Raw genomic sequence first — 14770 nt, forward strand, 5'->3', positions numbered from 1 at the left:
CGTGGAACGTTCGGCCATGGCAAAGCGGCATAGGGCATCGACGCTGGCCCGCGCGGTTGGGATCGCGGCCCTGATCGTGTTGGGGCCGCCGCTGACATGGTTGGCGATCCTGTGGTCGGACCCGGTGGCGTGGGGGCCGCAGGAGCCGATCTTCATCTATGGCCTCGCCGCTCTTGCGGTGACGCCGGGGCTCATCGGGCTGGCGCTACTTACCGTGCGAAGGAGCACCAAGTGGTTGATCCTGCCACTCTATCTGGTCGTTATGGCATTGGTGCTGATGACGACCCTGGTCTATTTCGTCTGCATCGCCACGCATGATTGTCCGTAGGCGACGACAATCACCGCTTGCGCCCCGCATCACCCTCGTCTAGCAGCGCCTCTTCGCTGCCCCTGTGGCGAAATTGGTAGACGCATTCGACTCAAAATCGAACGCCGCAAGGCATGCTGGTTCGAGTCCGGCCAGGGGCACCACTTCCGGTCAGAACCGGGCACCATGGTCACGGTGGCGTAGCCGCTTCGCACGTCCAGACTATGCGGCAGTCATTTCATAAGACAGCACATTCCTACGCCGATGGGGCGGAGCCAAAGGATTGATCCATGTGTTCAACGACCATGGATCGGGAACGCAAAACCACGGCTGTCGAGCGGGCTGACCGCAAGATCACCTCGAAAGTGAATGACGAGCGCGACAGCTGGCCGGTGCGGCTGATGGGCACCGCCAGCGAGATCGGCGATCAGCCGGAAATGCGGACGATTTGCGCCGCCACGATCGCGCTCGGCATCGCCCGACGGGATCGGCACCTCACCGGTGCCGGCTTCAGGATGTTGGCGGCGCACACGGTTGCGACGTGGACCAAGAGCGGGATTAAAGCCGTGATCGACCGCAGACGCCCGAAAAACGGTGACGATCCGCGGGTAGGCCGGGGGGATAGCGACCGCCACGAGGACAATTCCTTCCCATCCGGCCACAGCGCCGGTGCGGTTGCGGTCGGCGAGGCCTTTGCGCGAGCCTATCCCGATCATTTGGTCGCTGCCCGTGGTGCGGCGCTGTCGGTTTCCGTTGTACAGGTGCCGCGCGGAACGCATTACGCTGGCGATGTGGTCGCCGGGATAGCCATAGGCCTGATCGCCGAACGGGCGAGCGACGCAGCGATTGATTTGGCGGTACGATGGACTCGGCATGCGCTCACGAAACGGCGGCATGGGATCGGAGATGACGAAGCGACGCCGATCGTCCGCCAACATAGGCGCACAATGGCCCGATGAAACAGAGGGATGGCACCGACCTGCCTGACGGCATCGAAGAGCGCCATGTGGCACCCGTGCGAGGGCTTCGGGCGCATGCCAGCCCGCTCGCCTCCGTGGTTCTGGGCGCAACGCTGGCCGTGGCGGCGACCGGACTGCTGGGAGGTGCGCCCGCGCCCGTCATGACTGTCAACGCTCCCGCCGCTTCGCTGGAACTCAAGATCGCCCGACCGCTACGCAGCGGCTTGTTTTTCGAAACCCGTATTCGGGTCACCGCTCGACAAGCCATTGCCAAGCCCGTCATCGGGGTGGACGCGACTTTGTGGCGTGATCTGACCATCAACAGTCAGGTCCCCGCCCCGACCAATGAGAGCTTCAAGCATGGGCAGTATCGCTTCGAATATGGCGGACTGAAGGCCGGGGAGACATTGGAAGTTAAAATCGACGGCCAGACCAATCCGCCGTTGATCGGCCATGTGGCGGGAAACGTCACACTTCTGGATGACGACGCCCCGCTGACCGAGGCGCACATCGCCATTCCGGTCTTGCCATAATGGACATCGTCCTACGGGCTTCGGTGACGTTCGCAGCGCTCTACCTGTTGTTGCGGCTGCTGGGGAAGCGCGAGATCGGCCAACTCACGCCCTTCGAATTGGTGGTCATCGTGGTGATGGGCGACCTGGTCCAGCAAGGCGTCACGCATAACGACTTCAGCCTTACCGGTTCGATCCTCGCGATTGCGACCTTCGCCTTCTGGGCGCTGGTGATGAGCTGGGCGACTTACCTGTCGCCCAGGCTGGAGACGCTGTTGGATGGTCGGCCGCAGGTCATCATCCGGGATGGCCAGCTGATCGAAGAGAATCTTCGCCGCGACCGCATCACGCGCGCAGAGGTCGAGGCGGAAATGCGGTTGGCGGGAATCGCCCATATGAACCAAGTCGCTTGGGCGATCCTGGAAACGCAGGGCAAGATCAGTTTCATCCGCAAGGATGGCGGCGAAGTGCTGTCCGATGACGACGATGCTGGCACTGCGTGACGTACCGTAGCCGAAGGAAAGTCGCGACCTCGCCACGTCTCTAGGGTCGATCGACATTCGCCATAGCCCGATCATGGCGGCGGCGCGGTGGACGAAGCGGTCGAAGTGGATGGTTCGGCGGTCGCAGCCGGTGGCGATGCGGCGGAATTGCATAAGGCGGCCAAAGCATCACCCCATCTGGTTGCGATGTTTGCAGACAGCGTCATCGTGAGGGATGGCGACTTTGCGGATGCGCTTGGAGAGGGGGACCGCCTTCTTACTCTCATGGCGTAAGCCGCCCGCGATGGGCCGCGAGGGCAATGCTCATGGTGTTGCGATCACTCTGCCGATCCTTGAGCTTCACGCTTAGCGGTTGAAACTTCGTGCCGGTCGCTTTGACCGGCACACGATACGACCGCCGCGTTGTTGCGGTCGCTCTTGCCGCAATACTCAAAAAGCAATCTTGCTGGCCTCCAAGGCATAGAAAAAACTTGGAAAACACTCTTGGCGCCGGAGGTCTGTTCCGACTTCCGGTTCATGGGGAATTGCCAAATTGGCAATGACAGGAATTCGAAGAAATTCGTCATTCTGATGATTTGGTCAAAATCGCATACCTCAGGCTGATATACCCCTGAGAGGGGCGGCCGTTTGGGGCGGGCGGAAAGCAAAAAATAAGGTTAAGACTCAAAAGTTTTTACGACGGTAAGAATAGTTTTTAGTTTTAAAATGCTTCTTTTGCCATGGCTTAGAGGAAATTACGTTTATATATTGATATTAACCATAAACCTGATGCCTGTGATGAATATATTTTCAGAAAGTCATAATTTTCGTTCAAAGACATGGGCTTGTTTGCGGGCAATTCCCCAAGGCTAGCATCAAATCTAAGTTACAAACTTGTAGATGGTTATAATTTGGGTTAAAAAAGACAAATTAAATAGTTTTGTGTCATAACGATGTGGAGGCGGCCATGTCGAAATCTATGTCGTTGTGTCGACAGAATTTACGTCTGGCTTTCTCGTTCCTGGTCATTCGCATGAAAAATAATTGTAGCCTGTATGGTGACAAGAAATACTTGGTCTATTTCGTGCAAGATAATTCTGGAACCGTTTTCTATTCTGCCGCGAAAATGATGATAAGCAGGCGTGCAAGCTCTGGCTGTGTAATTACTTGGATCACTCATGGCGACGGATCGGTCCGTCGCCGGGATGGCGCCAGCAAAACAGTCACATTATTGACTTCCGTCAAACAGGGGCGACCAGCCGCGCATTCGTACCTAGCTCGATATTTGATCGATCGCGGCGAGGGCGGGCTTGTGGTGCCCGAAGCGCCGGTTGCTGGTGTCGATACTTCGGCGAAGAGTGCAAGTCGGGATCGCGGTCGGGCGCGGTCGATGATCCGCCTGCTCCCGCCGGAGCGGGGCGCAGCGTCAGGCCCTGGCGCTCGACGCATGCGGCTTCGTCGGTTTCGGGCACGCATATCCACTTCGAGTTTCGTTCGGTCGGACTCCATCCGGGCGAGCGGAATGCAGCGCGAGATTTCGCCCCTTTTTCTCGCGCTGCAACGACTTTCCGGAACGGCTCGTCCGGACGGGTCCGTGTTGCGGCATCCGTCCTCGCATGTCGCCCGCTCGCGTCCATTCGTTGCGTCCATCGGCACGGGGGCACGCGATCATCGGGGCGCTCGGCCCGCATCCTTTTCCAATGAGGTAACTTTGTCAGATCATCTCCTCGCTTCGTCTGCCCGGTTTCGATTCCGGAAGTCGCGCAATGCCGCCCTGGTTCGTCACCTGGCCTGGGCATTGGGTACGTTCGGTGCGGTGCTGGCCGCCCAGCCCGCCTTCGCGCAGCAGGGCGTTCCCTCGACGGTCGATCCGAACCGGGTCGGCGGCAATCTGGAGGCGGCGCCGGAGTTGAAGCCCGCTCCCAGACTCGTCATCGGGCAAGGCGAACAGCAGGCGGCGCCCGCCGATGCGGGTAAATTGCGCTTCGTGTGGCGCGATGTCCGGATCGAGGGCGCCCAGTCGATCCCGGTTGCCGAAATCCTGAAGGAATGGAAGCACGCGCCGGGCGAGGAAGTCTCGGTCGAAGACGTCTTCAGCTTCGCGAACGCGATCACGCGGCTTTACAGCCGTAAAGGCTATGCCCTGTCCTTCGCGATCGTGCCCGAGCAGCGGATCGAAGACGGCAATGTCGTGATCCGCGTCGTCGAAGGCTTCGTGGACCATGTCGAGTTCGTAGGCGAGCCCCTGCCCAAGGGGTTGCTGGACACCGGGCCCGTCGCGGGCATTGCCGATCGGATCAAGGCGTCCAGGCCGCTGCGCACGGCCGATCTCGAACGCTATCTTCTCCTCATCAACGATGTGCCCGGCGTCCGCGCGCGCGCCACCCTGTCGCCTGCCAAGGACGTGATGGGCGGCTCGGTCCTGACCATCGAGATCGCGCGGATGCGCCGCGGCATGGATGTCGGCTATAACAGCTATCTGCCGCGTTCGCTGGGGACGCATGTCGTCGGGGGTACGGTCGATTTCAACGGCGTGCTGACCGGCGGCGACCGGGTGCGCCTGGGCGCGTTCAAGAGCGTCACGGACGACGCCTTCTGGAACCTGTCCGGCGATTACAGCTCCATGATCGGCCCCGATGGCCTGACCCTGAACCTGTCGGGTGGCTATTCGCATACGCGTCCGGTCACCCCGTTGCTGCGCCTGCTCGACTATCAGGGTGATACGGCCACGGCGCGGGTTTCGCTGGCCTATCCGATCATCCGCTCGCGCAACCGCAATCTGGGGATCGAGGTGGGGACGGGGCTGGCCAATGCCGACTCCCAGCTGCTCGGCGCGGGCGAGATGCGCGATCGGCTGCGTTCGGCCACGGCGGCTCTCAATTATGGCGAGACGAACAGCCAGCAGGCCGTGACGCAGTTGCGCCTGGGCGTCGAGACGGGCCTGACCTGGTTCGATGCCCGGGCCAACAGCCGCGCCAATGGTCGGCTCGACTATATGCTGGTGACGATGGAGGTTCAGCGCCTCCAGCCGCTTTTCGCCCTGGCGGGCGGGCAGGTGTCGGCGTTGGTCGCCACCCAGGGCCAGGCGGCCGCGCGCGGCCCCCTCTACAGCGCGGCGGAGTGCAGCCTGGGCGGCCGCCGTTTCGGCCGACGCTTTGATGCCGGTGTGCTGGTCGGCGACCATTGCGTGCTGAGCAGTGCGGAACTGCGCTGGAGCACGGGCGGCGCGGTCGATGGCGTGTCGTTCGGGACACAACTCTACGGCTTCATCGACGGGGGTCGCATCTGGCAGGCGGGTGCACTGCTTCCCCAGGAGCGTCGCAGCGCCTCGGCCGCATCGGCGGGTCTCGGGCTTCGGCTCAGCCTGACCGACCATATTTCGGGTGGGATCGAGGCGAGCCGGATCGTCCGGGCGCCGACGGGCAGCCCGCTCGACCATGGTGGCCGGTTGGTCGGCAATATCGGCTTCCGCTTCTGATCCCGCCCGGCCGGGATCGGCCGGACGCGACCAGAGGCATATGAAAAACACGGGGTGAAGAAGTGATGACGAACAGGGGCAAGCGTTGGTATTGCGGCACGAGCGGCGTCGCGTTGACCGTTGCGGCGGGGATGCTGCTGCACACCGCATCCGCGCAGGCGCAAACCGTCGGCGGAACGGTCGTAGCCGGTCAGGCGACGATCACCGGACAGGGAACGGCACAGACCGTCGTCAACCAGACCAGCGACCGGGCGATTCTCGACTGGAACCGCTTCTCCCTGAATGCGGGCGACGCGGCGATCTTCCGCCAGCCCGATGCGAAGTCCATCACGGTCAACCGCGTGACCGGCAGCGATCCGTCCACGATCCTCGGTTCGATCCAGGCCAATGGCCAGGTCGTGCTGATCAACCGCAACGGCGTGCTGTTCGGCAAGGGCTCGACCGTCGATACCGCCGGGCTGATCGTCACCTCGCACGACATCGATGCGGCGGGCTTCATGGCCGGGGACCGGGTGCTGCGCTTCAACGATGGCGGCAATGCCGGCGCGGAAATCGTCGTCGAGGGGCGGATTTCCATCCGTGACGCCGGCATGGCGGCCTTCGTCGCCCCGCGCGTGCGCAATGCCGGGCTGATCCAGGCCGATATGGGCCGTATCTCGCTGGGCGCGGGCAAGGGCTTCGGTATCGACCTTTATGGCGACGGACTGGTGCGTTTCAGCGCGGGCGACGCGATCGGCGAAACCCTGAAAGATGCGTCCGGCACGCCGCTCAAGGCGCTGGTCGAGAATGAGGGCACGATCGCGGCCCGGGGTGGCCGGATCCTGCTGACCGCCACCGCTGCGCGCGAGGTGGTCAATGCCTCGGTCAATGTCGGCGGCGTCGTGCGTGCGGATTCCGCCTCCTCCCAGGGCGGCGTGATCACGTTGAGCGGCTCGGGCGGCATCGTCACCGAAACGGGGTCGATGATCCTGGCGACCGGGACCAGTGGCGGCGCCGTCGCGGTCGAAGGGGGAGCGGTCGCCCTGGGCGGCGGGATCGACGCCTCCGCCACCGGCTTGCGCCAGACGGGCGGCACCATCACCGTCAACAGCGGCGGGTTGCTGTCGCTGGGCGGAACGACGCGCGCGGCGAGCGCGCTGGGGTCGGGCGGTAGCGTCGGCTATAGCGCGGCTCGGCTGTTCGAGAACAGCGACGGGCACACGGATGTCTCGGGGCTGATCGACGGCGGCGCGATCCGTTCCGTGATCGGCGGCACCGCCATGGCCTCGGGTCAGTATAGGGCGGCCGGTGTCTATGGCGCGGGCGGGCGCATCGACCTGACCGCGATGGACCTGCGCCTGTTGAGCACGACGATCTCGGCGACGGGGCGGCAGCGGGGCGGCCTGGTCCGCATCGGTGGCGCGTTCCAGGGCGGCAAGGCCACGGATCCGTCCAAGCCCTATGCGCAGAGCTTCACCGGGCGCTGGGGCACCCTGCCGACGCTGGCCGCCGCCGGGCACAGCTTCGTCAATGACGGGACGCGGATCGACGTGTCGGCGAGCCGTGGTGACGGCGGCACGGCGGTGATCTGGTCCGATGCGCAGACCACCTTCCTCGGCGCGATCGATGCGCGCGGGGGCGCTGCCGACGGGTCGGTCGAGATTTCCTCCGCACAGGACCTGCGCCACGCCGCGCTGGACCGGGTGACCGTGGGGAAGGGGCAGTTGCTGCTCGACCCGAAGAATTTGATCATCGGCGACGTCGTGGCACAGCAAGGATGGTCCTACATCGGAATCATGGGGAAGGGCTATACCCCGACAGATGTCGCTCGTCTCGAGCAAAACGATCACTTCGGTGCTAGTGTCGCACTGAATGCGACGGCGACCCGGATGGCGGTCGGCGCAGTCAGCGATCGCGGAGTAGACAACGCCACGAACGGAGCAGGAGCCGTATATCTCTTCAGCTTCACGGACTCCAACTTCGGCGGCGGTGCTTTGGAAGGTATCATCGGCAGGGGATATGCCGGTGGCAAGAATATCAATATTTCCGGTTTGGAACAATCCGATGCCTTCGGCCAAACGGTATCTTTGAACGCTGATGGCACGCGACTTGCCGTGGGGGCACCCGGTGATATGGGGGCGTCAAATGCCGTTATAAATGCCGGTGCTGTATATCTCTTCAGGTTCTCAGATACAAATTTCTCCGGTGCTTCGACGCCCATCATTATGGGTTCTGGTTATAGCGGATCGAATATTTCCGTTTCTGGGGTAGGGAGCTATGACTATTTCGGAAGTTCCGTTTCATTAAATGCAAGCGGTGACCGCTTGGTTGTCGGTGTTCCTGGCGATGATGGCCAGAATTATACGACGCAGAGTTTGCAATATGGTGCTGCCTACCTGTTCGGGTTCAGTGACACCAATTTCAGCGGTGCTTCCCGCATCGCTACGATCGGCAGGGATTACACTGGCGGCAATAATATAAATTTCGCCACGCTGGTCAGTAACGGCGACTTTGGACGATCCGTCAGCTTGAATGCAGCCGGGGACAGACTGGCAGTCGGCGCCTCGGCCTTTGCGACAGCCGGAAATGCCGGTGAGCAAACTGGCGCAGTGTTTCTCTACAGCTTCAATGATACCACCTTTGGCGGTGGATCGCTGACTGCCGTGATCGGCAAGGGGCAGACCGGCGGTAAGAACATCAACGTCACTGGATTGGGGCGGAACGAATTCTTCGGTAGCGCCGTCGCTCTGAACGCCGATGGTACAAAGCTGGCCGTTGGCGCGCCTTATGATGCCGGTGCCAATAACAGTTTCCAGTATTCCGGGTATGTCCGACTATTCTCCTTCAGCGACGGTAATTTTTCGGGAGGCGTATTCTCGACAGGCATTGGGCGAGGAACGGATCCTAATACGCCGAGTCTGGATGTAACCCAGATTGATCCATATGATAACTTTGGGAACAGCGTTGCCTTTAACGCCACCGGCGATAAGCTGGCTGTTGGTGTTGCCGGCAAGCGGGGTGCTTCCAACGCTGATGCGGGATCGGGCGCCGTCCTGCTCTTCGGCGACGTTCCCCCATCGAATGCCGGCTGGTCAACGCCGACCTATGGTAGCAACCCATCCGACACCGTGACGGTCAGCGCTACCGATCTGGCGGCGCAACTCGCCAGCGGTACGGCGGTTACGCTGCAGGCCTCGAACGATATCACGGTCAGTCGGCCTGTGTCCGTGACCGCGGGCTCCTTGCCTGTTGGTGCGCTGACGCTGCAGGCGGGCCGGTCGGTCCTGATCAATGCGGACATCGCCACCGCCGGTGGCGGGGTGACGGTGATCGCCAACGACTGGCTCTCCAACGGCGTGGTCGATGCGCAGCGCGATTCCGGTGCGGCGGCCATTGCCATGGCGTCCGGTTCGACGATCAATGCCGGCACCGGCGACGCCGTGTTCGAACTGCGGAGCGGTACGGACAAGACATATTATGCCAGCAGCGATATCTCGCTCTCGTCCATTACCGCCGGTCGCATCAGTGTGATCAACGATGGGCCGACCCAGGGGAATGGTGTCGTGCTTCTGTCGGGAGCGGTGCTGACGGCGGGGGCGTCGGGCGAGGCGATCACCATCGTGGGTGACAGATTCGTCAACACCGCAGGGGCCGGTGCCCTGGTCACGCCAGCCGGTTCCTGGTCGATCTGGTCGGGCACCCCGAACAACGACGAGATCGGCGGTCTGAACTTCGCGTTCAAGCAATATGGCGCGACTTACGGGCAGAGCAGCATCGCGGGGGCTGGAAACGGCCTGATGTATCGACGCACGGCGGCGATCGGGGCGAGCCTGGGAGCGACGTCGAAAGCCTATGACGGGACGACGACGGCGCGGGTCAACGGGCTGGTCGCCACGGGCGTATTGTCGGGCGACAGGGTTATCCTGGACGCGACGGGCGCGTCCTTCTCGGATGCGAACGCCGGGTCGGGCAAGACGGTCACCGCCACGGGGCTGTCGATCCTGAGTGCGTCGGCGGGTGGCAAGCCGGTATATGGCTACACGCTGACACCGACGTCGGTGACGAATGCGGCCAGCATCATTTCGCCGGCCATCCTCTTGATCGGCACACCGTCGATCGCGGACAAGGTCTATGACGGCACGACGGCCCCGGGTGTGCTGAGTATCGGTACGGTCTCCGGCTTTGTGGGCACGGAGACGGTCGACGTCGCGGGTGTCGCGGCGGCGCTGTCGAGCCGCAATGCCGGGAACTACACGACGACCGTCTCATATACGCTGTCGGACGGCACCAATGGCGGTCTGGCATCCAACTACACGCTTGCGCCCTCGACGGTTTCGGCCGTCGTCACGCCCAGGGCGCTGACCGTCTCCAGCCTGTCGGTGACCCCCAAGGTCTATGACGGATCGACGAGCGCGATCGTCACGGGCGGAGTCGTGACGGGCGTTCTTGGGAACGATGACGTGACGAGGGGCAACATCAACGGTGAGTTCGTCGACAAGAATGTGGGCACCGGAAAGGCGGTGACGCTCGCCAGCTTCACGCTGACGGGCGCTGACGCCGCCAACTATACGCTGGCGCAGCCGACCGGGCTGACGGGGACGATCACGACCCGCGAGCTTTCGTTGGTCGGTCGATTGCTGGTCAACAACAAGGCCTATGACGGGACGACGGCAGCGTCGATCGACACGCGCTTCCTGACGATCGGCAACGGGGTGTCGGGCGATGCGGTCGCGTTGGATTACACCGGCGCCACGGCCAGCTTTGCGGACAAGGATGTCGGCACGGGCAAGACGGTGACGCTCAGCACCGCGGGCGCGCTGACCGGCGCGGATGCAGGCAACTATGTCCTGGTCGCATCGGCACCGACGGCGACCGCGAGCATCACGCCGGGCATTCTGTCGATCGGCGCTCCGTCGATCGCGGACAAGGCGTATGACGGTACGACGGCCCCGGGTGCGCTGAGCATCGGCGCGCTGTCGGGCCTGGTGGGTGCGGAGACACTCGACGTGACGGGTGTCGCAACTGCACTGTCGAACCGTAATGTCGGCACCTATACGACGAGCGTGGCTTATACGCTGGCGGACGGCGCCAATGGCGGCGTGGCGAGCAACTATGTCCTTGCACCTTCGAACGGCGTGTCAGCGGCCATTGTCGCCAAGGCACTGACGATCGCCGATATGCTGGTGGCGACGCGGACCTATGACGGCACGGCCGCCGCGTCCTTCCGTGGCGGCCGCCTGGTCGGCGTGGTATCGGGGGAGGATGTCCGGATCGAGGCTGGCGTCGGCCGGTTCGCGGACAAGAATGTCGGCGCGGACAAGGCCGTTACCGCATCGGGCTTCACATTGTGGGGCGGCGACGCCGGCAACTACACGCTGGCACAGCCGAGCGGGCTGACCGGCACGATCACCGCCCGGCAGCTTTCGCTGACCGGACAGTTGGTCGCAGGCGACAAGCGCTATGACGGCACCACCGGCGCATCGGTCGACACCACTGGCCTGACGCTCGTCAATGGCGTTTCGGGCGATGTGGTGGCGCTGGATTATACCGGTGCGACCGCCAGTTTCGCCGATAAGGATGTCGGTGCGGGCAAGACGGTGACGCTCAGCACGGCTGGCACGCTGACCGGGGCGGATGCGGGCAATTACCTCTTCGTGGCGACGGCGCCGACGGCGACCGCGAGCATCACCCCGGCGATTCTGTCGATCGGCACGCCGTCGATCGCGGACAAGGCGTATGACGGCACGACGGCGGCGGGTGTGCTGAGCATAGGTGCGCTTTCGGGCCTGGTGGGTACGGAAACCCTCGGCGTCGAAGGTGTCGCGGCGGCGCTGTCGGGCCGCAATGTCGGCAGCTATATGACGAGCGTGGCCTATACGCTGTCGGACGGCGCCAATGGCGGCCTGGCCTCCAATTACGTGCTGGCGCCTTCGAGCGGCGTATCGGCGGCCATTGTCGCCAAGGCACTGACGATCGCCGACATGCTGGTAGCAACCCGGACCTATGACGGTACGATCGCCGCATCCTTCCGTGGTGGCCGTCTGGTCGGCGCGGTATCGGGAGAGGATGTCCGGATCGAGGCTGGCGTCGGCCAGTTCGCGGACAAGAATGTCGGCGCGGACAAGGCCGTTACCGCGTCGGGCTTCGCACTGTGGGGCGGCGATGCGGGCAACTATATGCTGGCCCAGCCGACCGGCCTGACCGGGACGATCACCGCTTTGTCGGTGACGCTCGGCGGGACGTTGCTGACGCGCGACAAGGTCTATGATGCCGGAACCGCCGCCCTAATCGATACCAGCGGGTTGTCGCTGACCGGTATCCTGGCCGGTGATACGGTCGCGTTGAATTACGCGGGAGCGACCGGCAGCTTTGCCGACAAGAATGTCGGTACCAGCAAGACGGTGACGCTCAGCAGCCTGGGCGCGCTCACCGGGGCGGATGCGGGCAATTATCGCATCGCCGGATCGGCACCGACGGCGACCGCCAGCATCACGCCCGCTACGCTGCGGATCAGCAACCTGACCGTGGGGAGCAAGGCCTATGACGGGAACACGGTGGCGCCGATGCTCGGCGGCAGCGTTGCCGGGATCGGGCAGGATTCGGTGGCGCTCGTCACGTCGGGCGTGAACGCGCGGTTCGCGGACAAGAATGTCGGCACCGGCAAGGCGGTGACGGTGACCGGCTACACCTTGTCGGGCGTCGATGCGGGCAATTACACGCTCGTCCAGCCGACCGGCCTGGCGGGAGCGATCACGCGCCGGGACAGCGTCGCCTGGACCGGGGGCGGTGACGGCAAGAGCTGGTTCGACGCCGCCAACTGGACTGGCGGAGCGATCCCGGACTTGGCCAACGTCGCGAGCGTCTGGCTGCCGACCAGCGTGAGGGTCACGTTCCAGGGCACCGATACGGTGTTCATCGATCGGCTGACCGGCACGCCGGATGCCGACCGGGTTTCCAACGCGACGGATGCGGCCCTCGAAATGCTGCAGGGACGCCTGGTCGTCGCGAACCAGCTGAGCATCGATACGCTTGTCCAACGTGGCGGCGAGTTGAGCGGGGCGGGTTCTATCGGCATCGCGGACGGCCTGATGCAGACGGGCGGCAGCATCGCGATGGCCGGCGACGTGACGGTCCGGCAGGGGGCGGGCGATATGGTGATCCGGAACCTGTCCGGCCGCGATATCGCCCTCCATGGACAGCAAGGCGTCCAGGTCGGCACGCTCGTGACGCAGCGTGACCTGACGATCGTGACCGGTGGCGATGCCGTGCTGACCGGGCCGACGTCCGTGGGGCGCAATATGTCCGTGACGGCCGGGACCAGTGGTGTCGGTTCGATTAGCCAGTCCGGGCCGATCCAGGCCGGTGGGTACGCGACCTTCACGGCCGCGGGGGACATCGCGCTCACCGGCCAGGGCAACCGGTTCGACGGATCGCTGTCCTGCGCCTCGCAAGGGGGCGCCCTGTCCGGCTCATGCGCGGTCGTCGAACGCCGGCGTTCGGATGACCGCCTCACGCGCTTCGCGGCGGCGACATCGGCATCCGGCGGCAGCCCGGGCGATGTCCGTGAGGCGATGAGCAAGGTCGTTCGGGTCGATGCGATCGAGCAGCGGATGCCGATCGTGACGCTGGCCGAAGTCGTTGGTGACATGTCCCTGAACGATCGACGTGACACCACCTACATCACCGCGATGTTTGGCGGATCGGAAGGAGATGTTGCCTACAAGCAGCTGAATCCGAAGATCAATCTCGGCAGCTCGGTCTATTATGTCGGGAACTGAACAGCGACGGTCAATCCCGCGCAGCAGGTCGTTTTCATAGACCTGCTGAAATGGAACGGCGCAGCAAGTTGTCGCCCATTTGGCGAATGACTTGCTGCGTCCTCTAACGTCGAGGGTGGCGTGATCGAGAGAGAAGTATCGCGATCATGATCGACGCATTGGTGCCCCGACTGCCGATGTTCCCGGCTAAAGTCCCGAATTGGGCCGCGCCTTCCGCGCTGCGATGCGGATTGCTTTGGACAAGGATGATCGCATGGGGTTCGGAAGGTCTGCGGCGGCGGATCGATGCCGCTAACCCCTTGGCGATGGCTTCTTGGGAGTGGTTGATCCCAACCTCGTGTCACGGTCGTTACATCTCGCACGGCGCGGCCTTCACGGGGCTGCAAAGGCATTCCGCTGCCCGGGACGTGCCAAATGGTCCAGGCTGGTATCTTGCCGATTTCCTTCGACTTGCATTCGTGGCGTACTGAATTTGGCCGCGCTTGGCACGGCGAGCCGCCGATCCGACAGCCGAGCGACAAGCTATCGCGCGGCGGCATCTCCTCCCGGAAATGGTTCCAGACCCAATGAATGGGCCCACATCCAAGGATCGAAATAAAATAGCGATTCCATCACTAAAGGGCGGCGCTTTTGATTTCGATCAAACGAGATTAACCAGATCAGGCGCGGCAAATGGTTAAAAAATAGCTTGTTCGTCCGAATCACTACGCCCGACGATATGTCACGGCAAAATGGGTCTGAAAGAACGCGGAATCCGTCCGATATTATCGGAAAACAGTTCTAGAAACCAAAAGCATCGTGGTCGCGGATCATCGGGGTCATCAGCGCCAAAAAACAAAAGAAAGTTTGCTATTTAATGTATTTAAAGGCAATTTAACCATCAGACCATGACGTCGTAAGTAAATGGCAGAAATCGAAGAACAATATCCATTTGGCAAAAAATTTCTGGTTAAAAAACATCATGTTGTAGGTTGTCGAAAGGATAATTTCGAAACGTATCCGGAACGGTTGCTTGTCGATTTTCATGATCTTGGCTAAAGTATCGCAATGTTCAGCGTCTTATGTCGCTGCGATACTGGGTCCTGCCATGGCGAAATTGGTGTCATCAAAGAGGTGCGAGTTTTCATCGCTTTCGGCATGGCTGATAGGTTGCCGGCAAAGGGCGTGGGGCGAGCATGGGGAGCTGGGTCGCCTCACTTTTCGCATCGAAAACTTCTACTGTTTTTTGTTGGTGCTCGGGTTTCAAGTCTTGGGCAAGTTGCGGGGTGCGTTCGT

Annotated in this window: 8 protein-coding genes and 1 tRNA gene; 8 read left to right on the top strand and 1 reads right to left on the bottom strand. The window is 62.6% G+C overall.

Annotation, left to right across the window (positions count from 1 at the left end; genetic code table 11):
• Positions 1–16 precede the first annotated feature (16 nt).
• From SM191_RS06325 to SM191_RS06350, 6 genes are all read left to right on the top strand, one after another.
• Positions 17–328 carry a hypothetical protein gene (locus SM191_RS06325; RefSeq protein WP_341505426.1) on the top strand — a complete coding sequence of 104 codons (312 nt, stop codon included), beginning with the start codon at positions 17–19 and terminating at the stop codon, positions 326–328.
• 58 nt (positions 329–386) lie between these two features.
• Positions 387–471, top strand: a tRNA-Leu gene (locus tag SM191_RS06330).
• A gap of 126 nt (positions 472–597) precedes the next feature.
• Complete coding sequence (locus SM191_RS06335; RefSeq protein ID WP_341505427.1) at positions 598–1266, top strand: phosphatase PAP2 family protein; 669 nt, start codon at positions 598–600, stop codon at positions 1264–1266.
• Positions 1263–1799 carry a hypothetical protein gene (locus SM191_RS06340; protein WP_341505428.1) on the top strand — a complete coding sequence of 179 codons (537 nt, stop codon included), beginning with the start codon at positions 1263–1265 and terminating at the stop codon, positions 1797–1799. Before SM191_RS06335 ends, SM191_RS06340 begins: the two co-directional genes overlap by 4 nt.
• Complete coding sequence (locus SM191_RS06345; RefSeq protein ID WP_341505429.1) at positions 1799–2281, top strand: DUF421 domain-containing protein; 483 nt, start codon at positions 1799–1801, stop codon at positions 2279–2281. Before SM191_RS06340 ends, SM191_RS06345 begins: the two co-directional genes overlap by 1 nt.
• Positions 2282–2368: 87 nt before the next feature.
• Positions 2369–2554 carry a hypothetical protein gene (locus SM191_RS06350; protein ID WP_341505430.1) on the top strand — a complete coding sequence of 62 codons (186 nt, stop codon included), beginning with the start codon at positions 2369–2371 and terminating at the stop codon, positions 2552–2554.
• Between the two features lie 44 nt (positions 2555–2598).
• Here SM191_RS06350 and SM191_RS06355 read toward each other — a convergent pair whose 3' ends face one another.
• Positions 2599–2847, bottom strand: a complete 249-nt coding sequence (locus tag SM191_RS06355) for a hypothetical protein (RefSeq protein ID WP_341505431.1) — start codon at positions 2845–2847, stop codon at positions 2599–2601.
• 1211 nt (positions 2848–4058) lie between these two features.
• Here SM191_RS06355 and SM191_RS06360 point away from each other — a divergent pair.
• The gene (locus tag SM191_RS06360) at positions 4059–5738 is read left to right on the top strand and encodes a ShlB/FhaC/HecB family hemolysin secretion/activation protein (protein ID WP_341505432.1); all 1680 of its coding nucleotides are present in this window, start codon (positions 4059–4061) and stop codon (positions 5736–5738) included.
• A gap of 65 nt (positions 5739–5803) precedes the next feature.
• Entirely contained in the window at positions 5804–13495 is a 7692-nt protein-coding gene (locus SM191_RS06365; RefSeq protein WP_341505433.1) for a YDG domain-containing protein, read from the top strand.
• Positions 13496–14770 lie beyond the last annotated feature (1275 nt).

The organism is Sphingomonas sp. 2378 (assembly GCF_038084995.1).
Taxonomy (GTDB): Bacteria; Pseudomonadota; Alphaproteobacteria; order Sphingomonadales; family Sphingomonadaceae; genus Sphingomonas.

Bases quoted from the DNA above. Each gene is read 5' to 3' on its own strand.
- SM191_RS06355 (WP_341505431.1), bottom strand. From the start codon at position 2,847: ATGACGAATTTCTTCGAATTCCTGTCATTGCCAATTTGGCAATTCCCC.
- SM191_RS06325 (WP_341505426.1), top strand. From the start codon at position 17: ATGGCAAAGCGGCATAGGGCATCGACGCTGGCCCGCGCGGTTGGGATC.
- SM191_RS06345 (WP_341505429.1), top strand. From the start codon at position 1,799: ATGGACATCGTCCTACGGGCTTCGGTGACGTTCGCAGCGCTCTACCTG.
- SM191_RS06340 (WP_341505428.1), top strand. From the start codon at position 1,263: ATGAAACAGAGGGATGGCACCGACCTGCCTGACGGCATCGAAGAGCGC.
- SM191_RS06365 (WP_341505433.1), top strand. From the start codon at position 5,804: ATGACGAACAGGGGCAAGCGTTGGTATTGCGGCACGAGCGGCGTCGCG.
- SM191_RS06335 (WP_341505427.1), top strand. From the start codon at position 598: ATGTGTTCAACGACCATGGATCGGGAACGCAAAACCACGGCTGTCGAG.